The sequence below is a fragment of the Paenibacillus mellifer genome, from assembly GCF_023195895.1.
GTDB lineage: Bacteria > Bacillota > Bacilli > Paenibacillales > Paenibacillaceae > Fontibacillus > Fontibacillus mellifer.
This window is the reverse complement of record NZ_JALPRK010000021.1, coordinates 54,682-74,107: the sequence shown is the minus strand read 5'-3', so window position 1 is coordinate 74,107 and position 19,426 is coordinate 54,682. Positions and strand designations below refer to the sequence as shown.

Genomic DNA, 19,426 nt, shown 5'->3' with positions numbered 1-19,426 from the left:
TTGCAAACCCTACTGCAGGCGGTCGTTTCTCATGCCTATGCTTACAGCCATGGGTGCGATGCCAAGGTAATCAGCTACAGTCTTGCAAGTTATTTTGGATATGCTTCTTATTTCCTCGTCTGTGTATTTTTTCACCCGATTCGCATCTACCCATTGTGAATATTTAGACTTAAACTTAAAGTACTATTTCGACAAATCGAGCGTTTTCCCTTCCCTATACTGCGTTGCTTTAGTCAAATTCCCGTCTATATTCGGGTCTAAAAACGCTAAACCCTTCAGACTTATTTGTTCTGAAGGGTAGCATTATAAGTATATTGTTGTGTGTTGTAATAGTACTCTCCTCTTTGAAAAAGACAGGTACCTTGGGTTTAACAGCGACTTTCACCTGCCTAAAGGAACTATCGATTTTAGTCTTATACGCTTTCATAACTGAGGGAATTTTTTCCCACCTTTAGTCACAACACTTGAACGACTAGACTGTTTGATGGAATTTGTTATTTTCACCATAGTACCCTCAAAGTCTTTTTTCACTTCGTGTTCCCAGATCCGCAATACCGTCCACCCCAATTTTGAATAGTATTGGTTAACTTCATTATCCCTGTCGACATTCCTCTGAAGTTTTTTTCCCCAGTATTCTTCATTTGAAGCAGGCTTATTTCCGTGCACTGGACATGAATGCCAAAAACAAGAATCAATAAAAATAACTATTTTATACTTTTGGATAGCGATATCAGGGTTACCCATGAGCTTTCTAACGTTTTTTCTGAATCTGAACCCTCTATTCCATAATTCCTTTGTAACCTTGCTTTCCAATGTAGACCCCGTAGAACGTATTGCCCTCATATTTTTTGAACGTTGTTCTTTTGAAAACATATCCACTTAAAATCCCCCAAAATAATATCGTTTTTGCCATCAAGTATAGAATTTGCATTAGAATGCAGAACCAAGTGTTGAGAATCTCCCCTTGCCTACAAGGACTTTCGACCCTGATTGTCGAATCCAACTACTAAGATAATGATTAACCCAAATAAACGACAATGAGATACAAATATAGAACCGATGTCCTGCTTCGTATATTATGTCGTTTTGAATTGCGATTTAGTTGACGTAACGGAAATATGAAAAATCATAGCAAGCGCAAAGGAGTACTCGAATGAAACTGTTATATTCTAATATACTGCCCCTTGGTGTACCCGAAGATCAAGAAACATTTATTGGCTGTTTTAATGAGGAAATTGCAAAATCAGATCGTGTGGAAATTGCGGTTGGATATGTGTCACGTGCCGCATTAGAAGAACTTGACTTCCTAGTTGGAAAACACAATATATCGAGTATATCTCTTACTATTGGCATGTACTTCATAGAAGGAATGCCAGAAGGATCATATAATGCTGCGCTTGAACTGAACAGGAAATGGAAAGAGGCCGGAATTGGGGAAATTAGGATTGTAAAAGCATTTAAGTATCACGGCAAATTATACTGCTTTTATCATGAAGGTCAACCTTTTTCCGCGATCATTGGTTCCGCAAATTTAGGAGCAATCAAAATGGAGGCCAGTAATCGCCGACAATATGAAATCTCATCGATTACTGTCGATTCTGCCGAGTGCAGAGAAATCGCCGAGTTTATTAAAAAGCTTGGAGAACAGAATTGCTCTTCTAACATTGCCTGTATAGAAGGTATGCCACTAATTAGAGAAGTTAATACATCACTTAGCGGCATCGATAGAGTAACACAAATCCCTCAAACTGGTGTACAGCTTTATGAAAAACATAAAACAGAAATTTCATTTGTGTTGCCTTTAAAAGTCCCGGCTTATGACGAACGGCATTTTGATGATGGTAAACATTATACGAAATCAAATATTAACGTCTGTTATGCAGCACCACGAAGCAAGAGAAAATCCCGTGATTGGTATGAGATCCAGCTGACCGTAAGTAAAGAGATTACTCGCTCCGAAGGATACCCTGAAAAAAATAAAATTTTTTTTGTTGTTACCGATGATGGCTATTGGTTTAAGGCTCATACCACAAGTGACGGCAATAAACAGTTCAGCGCCGTTGGTGATGAACTGATTCTTGGCCGTTGGATTAAAGGTAGACTTGCGGCCGCGGGACTTGTAACACCTGTTAACGATACCCAAGCTGATATAGACCGAAAGGGAATGATTACGAAAGAAATGTTGAAAACATACGGCTGCGATACCCTTGTACTTTCCAAAACAGACCAAAAGGCTTTGGACGAAGACGGCTCTGAGCTTGATGTGTGGATTTTACGTTTGAAACAATAGCTTTGAATGATTGAGAGGTGCCACGCGGCAATGCAATACTTAAAAACATACCTTAGAAAGATTACAGACCGAGGCAATATAAAATTGGCAGAGTCCATCGCTAAAACTGCTGAAGATATTGGTGATCAATATATTCGTAATTTTTCATTTACAAGTCATGAGATTGGACTGTTGTTCGGGAATGTACAGTCAGGAAAAACGGGCCAAATGTTTGGCATCATATGTAAAGCAACAGACTTAGGTTTACCAGCATTTATCTTGCTAACAACTGACAATGTTGTTTTACATCAACAAACCTTGGAACGTGTCAGGAACGATTTGGACGGTTTCTGTATTTGCGGCGAGAACGATTCAGGGTTGTTTATTGAGAATAGTCTACTCAAGCCAGTAATTGTTGTTCTAAAGAAAAATGCACGAGTGCTGAGACTGTGGGCAAATGTATTTAATTCTACGGGATTTATGAAGGGTAATCCGCTCTTCATCGTAGACGACGAGGCAGATGCCGCATCATTGAACACACTTGTAAATAGAAATAGTCAGTCATCGATTAATAAGTATTTGGATTCTATAAAGAATGGTTCATCAAGCAGTTTGTATCTACAAGTCACTGCTACCCCTCAAGCTATTTTACTACAGACGCTTGCTTCAGGGTGGCACCCTTATTTTTCATACTACTTCCGTCCAGGTGATGGCTATTTGGGTGGAGATTTTTTCTTCCCGAATGCCGGTAAGCCCGAATGCATCGACTATCTGGATACAATTACACGACCAACGAGGAATGTTGTTATTCGCCACCTTGTTGTTTCTGCACAGATATTGGCAGCTGGTGGAAAAATATCAAATTGCCTTTTACATCCAAGTGTGCGGCAAGCTGTCCACCAGAGTTTCGCAGACGATGTAATAAAAGAACTTAGCTGGTGTGTTGAACACATCAATAGTGATTTTATATCAGAACTACAAGTTCAGTATGCTTCTTTAGCACCCGAGAAAAGTGGAAAACTTCCGTTCAATGATATCTACAAGATTACCAAGGAATTGCTGGAAAATAAAAGTATAAAAGTCCTTGTCATGAACGGTAAGACAAACGTTGAAAGCAAAGAATATGAACGAGGATGTAATTTTATCATCGGCGGAAATACCCTTGGCAGGGGTGTCACATTCCCTGGTCTGCAGACAATTTACTATACAAGAACAAGTAAAAACCCTCAGGCTGACACTATGTGGCAACATAGTCGAATGTTCGGTTACGACAGGGATCCCGGCATGATGAAAGTTTTTATAGAAGAACAACTTTATAAATTGTTTTCGGATATTAACGCTACAAACAATTCCATAATCGCTCAGATAGAGCAAGGCATTGATGCTATAAAAATCTATTATCCAATTGGAATAAATCCAACAAGAAAGAATGTGCTTGATAATAAACATGTTGAGATTATTTCGGGGGGAACAAACTACTATCCGTTTTATCCAGATAATGACTCGATCGAAGGTATTTCAAAACTATTAGAACCTTTTTCCGATGATGAGCAATACTATCAAGTGAACTTGAGATTTATTAAAGAGATATTGTCACATATTATTCCCAGTCCAGATTTTAAGCTGAATGCATTCCTTTCTGTCATTGATACTATTCTTTCCGAGCAACCTGCAGGACAAGGTATCTTAATAGTTCGTAGAGAAAGAAATGTAGCTCAAGGAACAGGTGCGTTGTTGTCCCCCAACGACTGGAAATTAGGTGGTACATTCCTCAACAAAGTAGTCCTTACCATGTACCAAGTCACGGGAACTAAGGGATGGGGCGGAAAGGCTCTTTGGGTGCCCAATATTAAACTTCCTCATGATACCATGTATTATGATGTGGTTGAAGATGATCCGGAAGTGTAGGAGGATAGTCAGGTATGTTCACTAATAATATAGCGCAAAGAATCTTATTTGCTCCTTCTCTTCAGGGAGCAGATACTTTACTGATATTAAGTGGATATGCTACTCCAAACATGGCATCATGGTTGATAAAGAGTTTTCAAGAACAGAGTATGTCTTCTGTAAATATTTCATTGCTGATAGGCATGGCTCCTTACGACGGGCTTAGTGTTCCTATACATGAGGGATTTAAAGAGCTCCATGGTAAGGCATATCCAAACGCCGTGGAGAGTTTTACCTGCAGCTATGTTTGCGAAAACCCTCCAGTCCATGCCAATTTATACATTTGGCTAAAGGATGGAACGCCAATGCTGGCTTATACAGGTTCCGCTGATTTTGTACAAAACGCATTTGTTTCATCACGAAAAGAAATCATGGAGTGCTGTGACCCAGATGAAGCATTAAAATTTTTTGAGAATATTGAAGCGAATTCTATCTATTGTAACCATTCAGAGGTTGAAGAACATATCGTTCTCCGCCCAACACATCAAATTTTAGATGCAGAAAACAAGCCTATAACCACCTTGGCTGGGGAGGGTATTTTCTCTACTACACTATCTCTTCTTACGAATAAAGGTGACGTTGGAGAAAAGTCCGGTCTAAATTGGGGACAGCGTTCGGGGCGAAATAGAAACCAAGCCTATATACATCTTCCTGCACGAATCGCGAAAACGGACTTCTTCCCACTTAATAAACAACATTTCACTGTAATAACAGATGATGGTCACACACTCCTTTTAAGGGTAGAGCAACAAAACAATAAGGCAATTACTACACCCCTTAGTAATGCTCAACTTGGTGAATATTTTCGAAACCGTCTAGGTCTTGGAAACGGTGCGTTCGTAACGAAGCAGGACCTGCTGAATTATGGAAGGACAGATATTACCTTTTACAAGATTGATGACGAGCAATACTTTATGGATTTCCATGTATAAAAAAACAGTTACTTTGTTTTAGTCTTTCCAACAAAGTAACTGTTTTTTTATTCTTTTATACTTGGAGTAATACTTTCATATTCAATTCCAGCAAAGCACTTCAAGATTGCCTCGAAAATAATCCTCGCACCTCGGCAAGGTACTGCCATACCAATTTGCTTCCGTACACTTTCTTTACTTCCTAAGAATCTATAGTTATCAGGGAAAGTCTGCAACCTTGCCCGCTCTCTATTAGTCAATGCACGCGGCTCTTCCCAGTGATAAATATGTGTTCCGCCTCCGCCGCTTCCTGTAACTGTATAGGAAGGCTTTGTTGGGTCGAGTCTTTTGTAGATTTGACTTATTTTCGCACCTGTAACATTAAGCTGCAAATCCTCTGGCAGGTCTGCAGTGAATGCATTCTGGCCAGGAAGGATATGTTCCAGTCTTCTAACAACTGTTGCTGATTGTTTTGTTAATTCATTGTTAAAGGCATCTTCTGGAATGGGGGGATTTTCTATTGCGTTTCTACAAGTATTATCAATTCCGATATAAGGAACAGTTGACGGAACTTTGTATTCAACGTTGATGTCGTTCCGGATGCCTACAATAATCAAACGATGTCTTGCTTGAGGTATACCGTATTCCTCAAATTTATACAGATGAGGAGTGACCTTATAGCCGGCCTCTCTCAATTCTTTGAGAATCACAGTAAAGGCCTTACCATCATTTGCATTTCTGAGCCCGCCCACATTCTCTGCTAAAAACCATTGTGGTCTAAAAATTTTTAAAGCTTTGACCCCATACGAATATAGAGGACCGTAAACTCCATCCATACCTTTTTGTTCACCAACAACACTGTAATCATTGCAAGGGAAACCAAAGGCCAATGCGTCAATCGGAGCTAGTTTTGACATATCAAGTTTCCGTATATCCTCATGGTAGACAGTATTAGGTGCATCGGGACAAATATTAAATCTATAAGTTTCACAAGTATCCGCATCATAGTCATTTGCCCACTGATGAATAATTCTAAAATCGTCATTATCAACACTCGCATTTATGGCCCCCCAAGCTATACCTCCCGGACCACAAAATAACTCCCCAAGCCTAAAAGTCATATCAAATCACCCTTCCTTTTTTTGTTTAGAAAATCGATTTGTGCCTGGATGTGTTGCATTTCATCCTTATCAAGTGAAGAAACTCCTCGAAACACAAACTGATATTCTTTTACATCCTCTTCAGTCAGGTAATCTGCTAATACATAAAGAGGTATCAATTGTATGTTATATAAACTTGCAAGTTTTTTTAAATCATCAGGTGTACAACTAATCTGCCCTCTTTCAATCTTGCTAAGTCTTGAATCTGTTATTCCGGTTAATTCATATGCTTTTTTCAGACTTAAGCCACATTTTTCGCGACTTTCTTTCAACCGCTCGCCTAATGCGAACATATGATCACCCTACTTTAGAATAACATTATCGCTGCGATTAAGCAATATTAAATTAAAAATCGCTGCGAAAACGCAGCGATGTACATGAAGTGAGCAACTCGTACAGGATCTTGTACGGTGGTATTTAATCTGATTTAGGAAGGCGGAGCAGCTGACGAATCAGGACTTTTTGGGTTTGTTATTGGAAATATCCCTGACAGGATTTATAGTTTTACCGAGGTCATATGGTTGCGAATAATAGATTTTGCCGCAATCATGGCACTTTACGTTGCAAAGCCGATCATAAATTAACTTTTCATGTTTGGGCAAATGTTTTGGTGGGGTTTCGATATCCACGACGAAGAGCATTCCGCCGCATTCTTTGCAAAAATACATTATCATCATCCTCTTCCCGAAAAAATCTTTTACTGCTAAATTTGATTGTTTCTAACGTTTTCATATTGGTACCAACGCCTTGGGTGGTACGATATTAGCTTTTGCAAAAATCAAATATACCGCCATTCGTTGACGTGTGAAGTATCAGTGTTTACCAAGTCTAGCTTTCTACGGACACCAAGTTTTGTGAAATTTGTTGTTTAATTCGAGGGCAACTTGGTCTAATATCCCGACTGTCTCCAGCACTACAATCCTAAAAATATTTTGCGATACCAAGCGTGAAGTTCGTCATCGGTATTGAAGTTAGGTGCTGATCCCTCGATTCCGCCAATACGCCAATCACGGTCAAACTCAGAAGCTGTGGCCAGACGGAAGTGATGTGTTTGTTTATGTTCCGATACGAAAGTAAAGCCAGATGGATTTTCCTCAATGACTTTACCGTTGAAAGTTCTATCGCGATTGGTATCAAAGTATGTTAATCGTGTTTTTCCCGATTCTTCAGCCACGTTGACATCTAAAGCAAGGAGCCGAGCGACTCCATCCACCTCAACAAAGTATAGTGATTCGTTATCTATCAAATTTAACCACCTTTTTTGGCGTCAATAATGCCGTTCTTGTGTCAGATTTGCTCGCTATGATTATCTCTTTGCGGTATCCTTAACACTTGAAAATACCCTATTGACATGAAACTTTCTCCAGTATAATATAAAAACAAATCCGAAAGCATCGGTCTAAGAGTCTTGATGAGGAAGCACCTCTCGAGACTCTTTTTGTTTAATAGTTACTACTTGTAGAAAGTTGAATGTTTTTGGGGGACTATTTATATGAAACAATAGTAATGGGGGTACTGTCTAGAAATTAAAAATGAGCAGAGCTCCAATTGGGTCTGCCCCTCCATCGTTCTAACTCGAGGAATCTTAGAGTGTTACTCCTTGGCACATAATGTCCGCGGCTGTGTGAGTTATCCTGTTGTAAGGTGCTGGGTTGTTGCACCCGATTCATGCGAATGAATAGGGTATTAAACGGCAGTATAATCGACCGTCTAAATACTTTCCACGAGCGACATCAACGATGCAACTAAGTCTGCGCTTTACAAAATTCCAGATTTCCCATCAACACTTACCTGTTTGGGAAACCAATATTAGTCTACTGAGTAGACTATACTCTAAAATGCGGTCTACTGAAGTTTACCCATCCCTCAAAAGTCTACTTGGGTCAACTCAAAATTCTGTAATACACGATCACAAAGCTTATGACATACCGCTTCTTGTATCCCACCTTTCTCCCCTATTAACAAAACAATGTACGCTGTTTATCATAGTGCTTGGCATCTGGAATATCGAAGGTTCGTGCTCGAATTCAGACTCGATGTCGTACATTCCTAAAACAGCCGTAATTAATTTAGGATCTCCTTCATCAAAACCATCCTTTAGGACGTACAATCTATATTGAAAGCCATTGTACTCGTCATTCAAACATTCAAAGTCTGTCAAACCATCAAGTCCACCATTGAGGTTATCCTCAATAAATCGGTATAGTTTTAGCCATTTTATTTTCATAGACACACAACCTATATTCAATTAGGATCGTTATTATCGTTCAAATGTTCTTCAAACTTTGAGCCAAACCGATATATTCCATAAATCAAGATTCCAATCAACCCACTTTCCAACGCCTGGGCATATTCGCTAACGAGGAGTAGACCAGTCCCATATCCTAAAAATATAACGCTAACTATTTTGAGCATTGTTCCTTCATTTTGGTCTAACCATCTGAGCACACCAGACACCTCGCTTACGTTTGATCTAACCTTAGTTATTATTAGCATAAAGTAAATATAAAAGGTGTGCCACTTATTAAGTATACACACCTTCATGACCGCTCTGAGTTGTCTTTTTTTCACTTTAACATATTGTTGAATTCTTCTTCATCAATTATTTTAACGCCTAATTCCTCTGCCTTTGTTAATTTACTTCCTGCTTCTTCTCCCGCAAGAACAAATGATGTTTTCTTGGAAACACTACCCGATACTTTGCCACCATGCATTTGTATTAATCGGGTAGCTTCGTCTCTCTTTAGATTTGGAAGCGTTCCAGTAATAACAAATGTTTTCCCCGTGAATCTGTCGTCTTTGCTTACTTCTGATACTTTTGATTGGGTATTAACACCTGCATTTTTCAGTTTTTCAATTAATTCATGCGTACTGTTAAGACTAAAGAAACCCAAAACGCTATTGGCAACTGTATCACCAAAATCCGGTAACATAATTAATTGATCGTAGGTTGCGTTACTAATTTCGTCTATGTCTGCAAAACTAGAAGTCAATGCTCTTGCCGTTTGCTTTCCTACATTTTTTATTCCAAACCCTGTAATTAACTGGTCCAAATCATTTTCCTTTGATTTATCAATCGCATTCAGCAGGTTATCAACCGACTTCTCTCTTCCCACTATCCCTTTCTCAATTAGCTCATCACGATGTTCTTTAAGATAATAAATATCTGCGATATTTTTTATATATCCTTCAGACATGAGAGACTCGACTGAACTTGGTCCAAACCCTTCTATATCCATCGCATCTTTAGAAGCGAAATAGGTAATTCCCCTGCTCAATTGGGCTATACATTCGTTTCCAACACAGCGGGTATCCGCTCCGTTTTCATCTCTAACAGTAGGAGAATTACAAATAGGACATATTTGTGGTATTGTGAACTTAACCGCATTGCTAGGTCTTTTCTCAGGAATGCTTCTAACAACCTCAGGGATTATGTCTCCTGCCTTTTGTATTACAACAGTATCACCTATTTGTATATCCTTAGAATCGATAAAATCCTGATTGTGTAACGTCGCTTTAGAAACTTCAGTGCCTGCTAATATAACTGGCTCTAAAAGAGCTAAGGGCGTTAATCTGCCCGTACGACCTACTTGTACTTTAATGTCTTTAATAACCGTTTCCTTTTGCTCAGGTGGATATTTAAAAGCTACAGCCCACCTCGGAACTTTACTTGTCATTCCTAATACTCTTCTGTCGCTCAAATCATCAACTTTTATAACAGCTCCATCGATACCAAAGGATAAACTTGATCTTTTCTCCCCTATATCCGATACATACTTCCAAATTTCTTCTGCTGTTGTACAAACTTTATAATCAGGGATTGTTTTAAAACCTTGATTCTCTAACCACTTCAACGTTTCACTGTGTGAAGTGAAGTCTTTACCTTCTGATATTTCAAGGTTAAAAACGAATATATCCAGGTTGCGATCTCTAACCACTCCTGAATCTAACTGCCTTAAAGTACCTGCCGCTAAGTTCCTTGGTGTTTTATATTTTTTACCGTTTACATCTTTTTGTTTCTGTATTACTTTTTCAAAGGTTTCATTGGACATATAAACTTCCCCGCGAACCTCTAAATAAGGTAATTTAGTTGGAATCTCTTTAGGAATCGACTTTATTTCTAAGAGATTTTCGTAAACCGATTCACCAACCTGATCTCTCCCTCTCGTAATTCCTTCTGTTAATTTGCCATTGTGATACCTTAACATAACGGTCAAACCATCAATTTTCATCTCAACTACAAATTTAGGGTTTGAAACCTGTAAGCTTACTTTATTTACAAAATTGTATATTTCCTCTTTTTCAAATACATCTTGTAGACTTATTACGGGTACATCATGTCTTACCTTCCTCAGCTCACGTTTAACTGTTCCCCATACTTTTTGAGTAGGGGAATCCTCACTCATAAATTCCGGATATTGTTCTTCAAGAGTTACTAACTCCTTATAAAGCTGGTCATATTCGTAATCAGTTATTTCTGGTTGATTCTCATCATACTTTTCATCGTGATATCTTACCTGTGTTCTTAACTTCTCAATCTGTTCTCTCACATTCATAACAATTACACCTCCATTTTCTTAAACAAAAGTCATCTTAGAAAAGGTATTTATATCGTTCATTTCGTTTACTTCTTCTTTTTATAAACAAAAGTCCCCCCGCCCTTATTAACTACATTGTTTCAACAATAATTCGGGTTTATAACTTTTGTTTGTAAAAATATACTTATTGCCGGTCCGTCCAACGTTCCAGGAGACCGATTCGAGAATCGTCGTTGTCTCCTCTGCTTCGAATTTGAAAGCCACCGCCCAGCGCGGAAACTTATCCGTGTAGCCTAGCACTTCGCGGGTGCGCATGTCGGTGATTTTGATGACGGCTCCGTCGATCAGGTAATCAAGGGTAGGTCTCTTTTCCACAATTTCATCAAGCGCCCCGATCACCTTATCAAAGCTGTCGTGATACGTCACATAAGGATTCACCTTGAAACGGTTGTCTTTAAGGAAGGCCATCATTTCCTGATGATTCTGGAATTTCTGCTGATCCGAATACCCCACATTATAGAAAAAAGCGCTGAGCTTCCGCTCCGCCGTCGTACGCGGGTTCAGGTTGCGCAGGGCACCGGCGGCAGCGTTGCGGGCATTCTTCAGCGGCTCGGCCGCCGTCTCGTTGTATTTGGCCAGTACCGACAAATTCATGATCCCCTCACCCTGGACCTCAATTGTCCCATCCCGGTAAGGAATGGTCAGCGGCACGGATTTGATCGTTTTCACCTGAGGTAGAATTCCCTCACCCACAACGCCGTTCCCACGGGTAGAAGCCTGAACAAGCAGGCCGTCGGTATAGGTCAGGTTCAGCGTTAACCCGTCGAACTTCAGCTCAACCACATAAGTAGGATCTGGCAGGGGTGTGTTCGGGTTTTTGCTGTTGTAGTCGGCGATCAGTTTGAGAGCCCGGTTGTTCCAATTGAGCAACTGCTCCTGATTTTGTGCCTTGTCGAGGCTCCACAGCGGGGCCAGATGACGGTGCGGCTTAAAGCCTTCCAGCAACTCGCCGCCCACGCGTCCCGTCGGCGAATCCGGAAGAGTAATCCCCGTTTGCGCCTCGAGCGCGGTCAATTCATCATACAACCGGTCGTATTCCTTGTCGCTAATGAGCGGCTCATCCAAAGTGTAATAATGATAGTTGTACCGGTTCAGCTGCTCGACGAGCTGCTCCATTTGTTGCATCGCATCCATGCAGGGACAACCCTCCTTTGGGTAGGTATGATATGTATAGAGATGGAGGAACCCGAATGGGTTCGCTCCGTGTTGTAGATCGTTTGAGGCAAGTGCGGCGATACTCGGCGGCGCGCGTGATTCGTAAGACGTAGACCCGGTATGCACCGCCGCCCACGATAATAACGGTATTTTATACCGCTATTTGATGGGAATGCTCTAGTTCGCGAGGAATAAGGGTAAAAAATGGCGTTATTCGTAGCCAATCAGAGCAAAACAGTGCCATCCGGGCAAAATAAGAACATTATATGGTCTTATTTCACGATGGGGGCCCGACTCAATGAAAATAAGGATATGATTTACCCTTATTTGTGCCGCTGGAGCCAAACCCATCCCCAGCTACCCTCAACCTTCCCCGGTTTAGCGCAATTATACCCGGTTATTCGCCGTCGGTCACCTTCGTGATCGGGGCGAACCCGGCCAGCAGTCGCTTGACGCCCACCGGGGCCGGAAAAGCGATCTGCAGTTCCGTGTCGTTGCCGGAGCCTTTAATGGCAACGACCGTACCCACGCCCCACTTGGCGTGGGCGACCTTGTCCCCGGCGCTGAAATCGCCGAGGGCGGTCTTGGCGGCGGCGGAGGCCGCGCCGCCGGTCACGGTCACGCCGCTCCGCATCGGAGCGGCGTTGCCGCGCCCGGCCGGTCCGCTAGGCGCAGCCGCGGACCGTGCCCCCGGGCCGCCGGCCGCGTCCGTGGCCGGGCGGCCGAAGTTGCCGCCGCCGGCGCCGCCGAAGCCGCGGCCGCTGTAGGCGCCGCCCGCGCCGGCGCCCCGGCCGTAGCGGTCGCGCGCTACGCGGCCGCCGTCCTCCTTCAGTTCCTCGGGGATTTCCTCGAGGAACCGGGACGGCGGGTTCGCCGTCGTGCGGCCAAACAGCGTGCGCATCTGCGCGCACGAGAGAAACAGCTTCTCCTCGGCGCGGGTGATTCCCACATACGCCAGTCGGCGCTCTTCCTCCAGTTCCTCGTTGTCGAGGAACGCCCGGCTATGCGGGAAGACCCCTTCCTCCATGCCGATGATGAACACGACCGGGAACTCCAAACCCTTCGCACTGTGCATCGTCATCAGCACAACCGCATCGTCATTTGGCTTCTCGGCATCGCCGTTATCGTTCATACTGTCGATGTCGGCGATCAGTGCCAGGTCGGTCAGGAAGGAGACCAGCGACTTGTCTTCATTATTGTTCTCGAATTCCAGCGTAACCGACAGGAACTCGTCGATATTTTCCAGCCGCGAGCGGGATTCCAGCGTGTTCTCATTCTGCAGCTCCAACCGGTATTGCGTCATTTCCAACAATTTCTCGGTCAGTTCCGTGACGGAGAGGAACTCTACCATTTTGTGCAGCCCGCTGATCATGTCAAAGAACTCAACCAACGCATTGCGTGTCCGTCCGGCAAATCCCAGATCATCCACGAACTCCAACACACGGTAAATGGACGTCCCCCGCTGAGCAGCCGCATCCGCCAGCTTACCCACCGTCGTATCGCCGATACCCCGCTTCGGCACGTTGATCACCCGCGTCAAGCTGATGTCGTCGTCCGGATTGGAGAGCAAGCGCAGGTAGGCGAGCAGGTCCTTGATCTCTTTGCGATCATAGAACTTGATGCCGCCGACGATCTGGTACGGGATATCCGACTTAATCAGGATTTCCTCTATGACCCGCGACTGGGCGTTGGTCCGGTACAGAATCGCATGATCGCGGTAGTTGCGCCCGCCTTTTACACTGTTATGAATTTCCGTCGTGACAAAATACCCCTCATCATGTTCCGAATCGGCACGATACACCTTGATCTTGTCGCCGTCGCCCTTGTCAGTCCACAGCTTCTTCGGCTTGCGTCCGGTGTTCAACCCGATCACTTCGTTCGCCGCGTTCAGAATCGTCGAGGTCGAACGATAATTCTGCTCCAACAGAATCGTCTTCGCTTCGGGATAATCCTTCTCAAAGTTCAGGATATTGCTGATGTCCGCCCCGCGCCAGCGATAGATCGACTGGTCGCTGTCCCCAACGACGCAGATGCGATGGTGCTTGTCCGCCAGCATCCGGCACAACATGTATTGCGCGCGGTTCGTATCCTGATATTCGTCGACGTGGATGTATTGGAATTTCTTTTGATAAAAATCCAGCACGTCCGGCGACCCCTTAAACAACTCGATCGTCTTCATGATCAGGTCGTCGAAGTCTAGGGAGTTATTTTGGCGAAGACGCTTCTGGTACATGGCGTAAATTTTGGCCACGATACCTTCGAAATAATCGCCGATCTTCTGCTCGTATTGCTGCGGGGTGATCAGTTCATTCTTCGCCGTACTTATCGCCGCTTGAACCGCCTTCGGCTCGAATTTCTTCGTGTCGATGTTCTGTTCCTTCATGCAGTTCCGAATCACGGACAACTGATCCGTTGAATCTAGGATGGAGAAGTTGGAGGTGAACCCGATCCGCTCGATATCCCGCCGCAAAATCCGCACGCACATCGAGTGGAACGTGGACACCCAAATGTCCCGTCCCTCCGAACCGCCCACCAACCGGGATACCCGGTCTTGCATTTCGCGCGCGGCCTTGTTCGTAAAGGTGATCGCCAGGATCCCCCACGGCGGCGCTTTGCGAGTCGCGATCAGGTAGGCGATGCGGTGCGTCAGCACGCGCGTCTTGCCGCTGCCTGCGCCGGCCATAATCAGAAGCGGCCCTTCGGTCGCCTCTACGGCTTGTCTTTGCTGCGGATTCAGGCGGCTTACCGCCTCTTGTATGTTCACAGGTTGCATCAAAACTTGCTCCTTCCTTATTAAAAACATCTCTTTGTCTTCGCCAAAACTAATAACGGACACCAGAGCCGTTATTCACTCATTTCCCGAGAATTTCCCGATGTAACGGACTCAGACGACGCTATTTCACCCCAACCGAATCGAGAGGGTATGAATTCGAACAAATAAGGTCTTCTCAGTCCGTTAGCTGCTACGGGTCTCGTTATACCGATAGATAACGTCCTTGGGGTCCGTTATCATCCAACTGCGAAAATGGCGGTGTTGTTTGTTCCGCCACCTCTTCATTGCTTCTAGTTCTTAGCTACGCCCTTCACCGCCGCTACTGTCTCCAGCGCCCGATCCAGATCGCTGTAAACCACGTTGCCAACCACCACCGTATCGCTCACGGCAGCCGCCCGGCGTGCAGTTTCGGCGTCCAAGATCCCGCCGCCATAAAACAGGCGTGCTTGATCTAGGGTTCTCCGCACATCGGACACCAGCTCAAAGTCGCCGGTTTGGCCGCTGTATTCCAGGTACACGATCGGCAGCTGCAACAAACGATCGGCCACCTGGGCATACGCCCGAGCCGTCGCTGCCTCCAGCGGGCCTTGCGCCTCCGTCACCTTGGCTACGGTCGCCTCCGGATTCAACACCAGATACCCTTCCGGCACCAGCAGCTCCCAAGGGATCAGGTACCCGTATTGCTCGATTGCCCGAGCATGCTGACCGAGGATCCAGTCGGGATGTCCTGCGTTCAGCACGATCGGAATCATGTATAGGTCAAACCCCGGCACGACCGCCTCTAGATCGGAGATCTCCAGCACACAAGGCACCTCAAAACGTCGTACCCTTGATAGTAGTTCTACGGTATTCTCATAGGTCACCCCACTTGATCCACCGATCATGATCGCATCCGTTCCGGACAGGCAAACCGCTTCCAGCGCCGGATCATCCAAGTTACGGTCCGGATCCAGCTTAAACACATGCCGCCAGGCAGGTATCTTCTGCTTCAATTTCTATTCCTCCAACGGCGATTTCGCCAGATGGACCGCGAAAAACGGGGCTTGCTGCTCCGCCCCGCTCTCCCTTGTCCCTCTGATATAAAAGTCATGAAGATGACTAGATTTCCAGTTCTATTTCTCTGTTTCTAGTCTATGTTACCCGGGGTACCCTGTCAATGTTCGCGTCGAATGCGAACACAAAAAAAGATACGTTTTTATCGCGCAAAAACGTATCCGTTCAACAAAGACAGAAGCCCCGTGTTTTTTGCCAAATCCGCTTCCGTCAAAAAGTCGGTGTAGAACCCATAAGCGCCCATCTTTTTAAACTTGGCAATGGTCTCGGGATCGTTAATCGTATGGATATAGGAGGACACGCCGATTCGGTTCAGCTCCTGAATCAATCCGGCATTGGCACGCGTATCGGACATGGTGATGGCGGCAAGTTCCTTTTCCTCGGCAAAGGCCACCACTTCCTCATCGGTTTCATGCGTCTGGTATAACGTAAAGATAACCGAATCAAAAGGATAGATCCGCTCGACTGGCTCCCACATCGCCCGGTTGTAGATTTGCGGCACAATGCGCTCCAAGAGCTCTGGATTCTTGGTCATTGCCTCATCAACGATCTGCTTGAAGATACGCTGGATCTCTTCTGAAGTAGACTGCTTCGTATCCGTGACAATATACGCATCCGGATACTGCTCCATCAACTCCAGGACATCGATCCAATCTAGCGGCTCGTAGATGTCTTGGATTTTTGCAGCCTTGAACTCGGCATGGGTCAGGACGGCACCCTGGCGATCCGCCGCCAGCTTGTCCTGCTCGCCGAGCTGCTTCGTGAACCCCTCGCCCCACTCGTGGCGCGCTACCAGCTTACCGTCGCTGCTGAGCAGCAGATCGACTTCGAACACGCGGAAGCCTTTTTCATAGTTCGCGACAAAAGCGTCGTAGCTGTTCGTATACGTTAGCCCTTCGATCCCGCCCATGGCGTGCGCCACCATCCGATGGGCCGTAAAGCCTTGCTTCTCCGTGTCCGGCCACTCCGGCAGCCAGCTCAGCGCCAGCAGCGCGATGCCTAAGAGGAGAAGGAGGTTGTAGAGAAGTTTGTTTTTCATTAATACGCGCCTGTACCTTTGATGACAATCGGAATCGTTTTGAAGATAATTTTTAATTCTAACCCCAGGCTCCAGTGCTCAATATAATAGAGATCCAGCTTTACCCATTCGTCGAAGGGCAGATCGCTTCGTCCATTAATTTGCCATAGTCCCGTGATCCCCGGGCGAATATCGAGACGCCGCCACTCATAGTCCGTGTAACGTTCAACCTCTTGCGGGAGTGGAGGACGCGGGCCGACCAGACTCATCTGTCCAAGAACAACGTTAATGAGCTGCGGCAGCTCGTCAAGAGAGTACTTTCGAATAAAACGGCCCACCCGCGTGATCCGTGGATCATTTTTTATTTTAAATACTGGACCGTCTGCTTCGTTATGTTCTTCCAGTTGAGTCTTTAAGCTTTCAGCGTTCTCTACCATGGAACGAAATTTAAACATTTGGAAGGGAGCCCCGTTCTTGCCGATACGCCGTTGTTTAATGATTATCGGTCCGTTGCTGTCCAGCTTAATGCATAAGGCGATTACAGCAAAAAACGGAGAAATCACAACTAACCCTAATATGGATAACGCAAAATCCGCCGTTCTTTTCAAGAAAAGGTTTAATCCCCTCAGTGGGGTTTTGACGATCTCGATGCAAGGATATTCGTAAGCCTGATCAAATACGACGCCGGAAGTCACTAGTTCGTACATTTCGGGGATGATCTTGATGCGTACGTCATATTTACGGATCTTAGTGATGAGCTCATTGATTACATTTCGCTCTGAAGGAATCGTGATGTAAATCTCATGGATTTGATAATGTTGCAGCAGCTTTTCTACCTGATTAATGCTACCGATAACATGTTCTCCGTCCGATTTATAATCGTCAAGGAAGCCCACGAAGCGGTATCCATTCCCTTTGCTGGCAAATAAGTTGCTGCGGATTTCCTCTCCTACACGCCCAGCTCCGATAACCAGCACATTCTTGCTGTAAATTTCTGCCCGTGTAAGTAGGTGCATCATACCCAATCTAAGTAAGCGGGAGAGAAATGCGGAGACGACGATCAAGACGGCAAAGGATAAGATAACCAGACGGGAATATACCGTACCTGTTTTTAGAAAGAAGATGATACCTAATGCAATTAGAAACGAGAAAAATACGGCTTTGCCCGCGGTATACGTATCATCAATCAATTTAATGTCCCGATCCCACTTGTATAACCCGTTGTGGGCGCTGTATAGAGAGTAAATTGCAAAGATGACTCCCAGCAGGATCAAGTAATCTCCAGCGATCGGCAGCGTCTCCAAATTTCGGAACAGCTCCGCCCAGCTTCTCATATCGTAATCAGGAAGTACCCGATAGGAGAATAATGCCAAGAAGCTGATGACATACAACAAATACTCGATCCCTATGAGAATGACATTGAGGACCCTTTCCAACCGTACCGTTCTTTTCTTGTAGGTAGAAATATTTTCAGCGATTAGAAGATTGGTCGCTTTCATCTGATTATTCATTGAAACGGACGAGTTCAATTTCCACACTCCCTAAAACTAACTCAACTAATAAATTATTCGACATCGTATTAGCCATTGATGCCAACATCCTCCCCGAAATCTTGCGGGGAAGTGGCGGGGTGCTTCGCCGGGCGGGCTAGAGCCGATTTTACTAATGCCATCCCAAATTGCACGGCAATCCCTGCATAAATGGCCGCACTCACCAATATGTTATAATTCTTGCGATAATTCTTGCGATAGAAAAGAATCATCGAACGGTGAAACTCATAAATAATCTTGAGAGGTCGACGCGGCGCGCTGCCACCTTTGTAATGGACAATGGTCGTCCGAGGGTAGTAATAATTCACCCAACCCGCTTGTTTAATCCTGTAGCACCAGTCCGTATCCTCTGCATACATGAAGTAATCCTCATCAAGCAAACCAACCTGCTCAATCGTTTCACGGCGTACCAACATAAACGCCCCAACTAAACAGTCAATCGGATACTCTTGATCCGGATCCAGATAACCCAGTTGATATTGGTTAAACTTCGGGTTATCGGGGAACCACTTGGAAAACCCGAAGGCATAATAAAAGGATGCTGAAGGAGTCGGGAATCCCCGCTTACACGCCTTATCCAGCGAACCATCCGGTAAAATAACCTTACAGCCCGAAGCCCCCACGTCAGGGCGGCGATCCATGAAGGATAACATGATATCCAGCGTATCCTTTTGAATAATCGTATCCGAGTTCAGGAGAAGCACATACCGTCCTGAGGATACTTTAATTGCCTGGTTATTCGCATAGGAAAATCCCGTATTCGTCTCATTTACGACCATTTTTACTTCTGGAAACTCGCGGCGAATCGTTTCGACCGAATCGTCCGTTGAGTGATTATCTACAACAAACACTTCGTAGAGGTAGCCCGTCTCTGAAGCAAATACCGAACGCAAACAATCCGTCGTCAAGCGGCACGTGTTGTAATTGACTATGATTATACTTAAATCCACCTGCAACGCCTCCGACAAATAGTGTAATCTATCGACATTATA

14 protein-coding genes and 1 pseudogene are annotated in these 19,426 nt (G+C 44.6%); 3 read left to right on the top strand and 12 right to left on the bottom strand.

Going from position 1 to position 19,426, the window contains the following annotated elements; all coding sequences use genetic code 11:
- Window positions 1-423 precede the first annotated feature (423 nt).
- Window positions 424-873 (bottom strand): very short patch repair endonuclease, encoded by a 450-nt coding sequence (locus M0651_RS18870; RefSeq protein WP_248553298.1) that lies wholly within the window; start codon window positions 871-873, stop codon window positions 424-426.
- 280 nt (window positions 874-1,153) lie between these two features.
- Here M0651_RS18870 and M0651_RS18865 point away from each other — a divergent pair, with 280 nt between their 5' ends.
- Genes M0651_RS18865 through M0651_RS18855 form a run of 3 tightly spaced genes read left to right on the top strand, consistent with a single transcriptional unit; the run spans window position 1,154 to window position 5,148 of the window.
- Window positions 1,154-2,290 (top strand): restriction endonuclease PLD domain-containing protein, encoded by a 1,137-nt coding sequence (locus M0651_RS18865; RefSeq protein ID WP_248553278.1) that lies wholly within the window; start codon window positions 1,154-1,156, stop codon window positions 2,288-2,290.
- Between the two features lie 30 nt (window positions 2,291-2,320).
- On the top strand, window positions 2,321-4,177 hold the full coding sequence (locus M0651_RS18860; protein ID WP_248553277.1) for a Z1 domain-containing protein: 1,857 nt from the start codon (window positions 2,321-2,323) through the stop codon (window positions 4,175-4,177).
- Window positions 4,178-4,191: 14 nt separating this feature from the next.
- Entirely contained in the window at window positions 4,192-5,148 is a 957-nt protein-coding gene (locus M0651_RS18855) for a restriction endonuclease PLD domain-containing protein (RefSeq protein ID WP_248553276.1), read from the top strand.
- A 47-nt stretch (window positions 5,149-5,195) separates the two neighbouring features.
- Here the strand turns inward: M0651_RS18855 and M0651_RS18850 are convergent, their stop codons facing one another.
- The 11 genes and pseudogenes from M0651_RS18850 to M0651_RS18800 form a co-directional block, all read right to left on the bottom strand.
- The gene (locus M0651_RS18850; protein WP_248553275.1) at window positions 5,196-6,248 is read right to left on the bottom strand and encodes a DNA cytosine methyltransferase; all 1,053 of its coding nucleotides are present in this window, start codon (window positions 6,246-6,248) and stop codon (window positions 5,196-5,198) included.
- On the bottom strand, window positions 6,245-6,580 hold the full coding sequence (locus M0651_RS18845) for a helix-turn-helix domain-containing protein (RefSeq protein ID WP_248553274.1): 336 nt from the start codon (window positions 6,578-6,580) through the stop codon (window positions 6,245-6,247). Before M0651_RS18845 ends, M0651_RS18850 begins: the two co-directional genes overlap by 4 nt.
- A 620-nt stretch (window positions 6,581-7,200) precedes the next feature.
- Window positions 7,201-7,533 carry a hypothetical protein gene (locus tag M0651_RS18840; RefSeq protein ID WP_248553273.1) on the bottom strand — a complete coding sequence of 111 codons (333 nt, stop codon included), beginning with the start codon at window positions 7,531-7,533 and terminating at the stop codon, window positions 7,201-7,203.
- A 672-nt stretch (window positions 7,534-8,205) separates the two neighbouring features.
- Window positions 8,206-8,514, bottom strand: coding sequence for a hypothetical protein (locus M0651_RS18835; protein WP_248553272.1), 309 nt, complete (start codon window positions 8,512-8,514; stop codon window positions 8,206-8,208).
- A 340-nt stretch (window positions 8,515-8,854) separates the two neighbouring features.
- Window positions 8,855-10,843 carry an NAD-dependent DNA ligase LigA gene (ligA, locus tag M0651_RS18830; RefSeq protein ID WP_248553271.1) on the bottom strand — a complete coding sequence of 663 codons (1,989 nt, stop codon included), beginning with the start codon at window positions 10,841-10,843 and terminating at the stop codon, window positions 8,855-8,857.
- Window positions 10,844-11,014: 171 nt separating this feature from the next.
- A pseudogene (ligA, locus tag M0651_RS18825) lies at window positions 11,015-12,019 on the bottom strand (NAD-dependent DNA ligase LigA); the annotation flags it as partial.
- A 418-nt stretch (window positions 12,020-12,437) separates the two neighbouring features.
- Window positions 12,438-14,813 (bottom strand): DNA helicase PcrA, encoded by a 2,376-nt coding sequence (gene pcrA, locus M0651_RS18820; protein WP_248553270.1) that lies wholly within the window; start codon window positions 14,811-14,813, stop codon window positions 12,438-12,440.
- Window positions 14,814-15,103: 290 nt separating this feature from the next.
- On the bottom strand, window positions 15,104-15,805 hold the full coding sequence (gene pcrB, locus M0651_RS18815) for a heptaprenylglyceryl phosphate synthase (protein WP_248553269.1): 702 nt from the start codon (window positions 15,803-15,805) through the stop codon (window positions 15,104-15,106).
- A 203-nt stretch (window positions 15,806-16,008) separates the two neighbouring features.
- On the bottom strand, window positions 16,009-16,905 hold the full coding sequence (locus tag M0651_RS18810) for a phosphatidylinositol-specific phospholipase C/glycerophosphodiester phosphodiesterase family protein (protein WP_248553268.1): 897 nt from the start codon (window positions 16,903-16,905) through the stop codon (window positions 16,009-16,011).
- The gene (locus M0651_RS18805) at window positions 16,905-18,413 is read right to left on the bottom strand and encodes a sugar transferase (RefSeq protein ID WP_248553267.1); all 1,509 of its coding nucleotides are present in this window, start codon (window positions 18,411-18,413) and stop codon (window positions 16,905-16,907) included. The genes M0651_RS18810 and M0651_RS18805 overlap by 1 nt, the downstream gene beginning before the upstream one ends.
- A 50-nt stretch (window positions 18,414-18,463) precedes the next feature.
- A complete protein-coding gene (locus tag M0651_RS18800) occupies window positions 18,464-19,384 on the bottom strand; it encodes a glycosyltransferase family 2 protein (protein WP_248553266.1) in 921 nt (306 codons plus the stop codon).
- Window positions 19,385-19,426 lie beyond the last annotated feature (42 nt).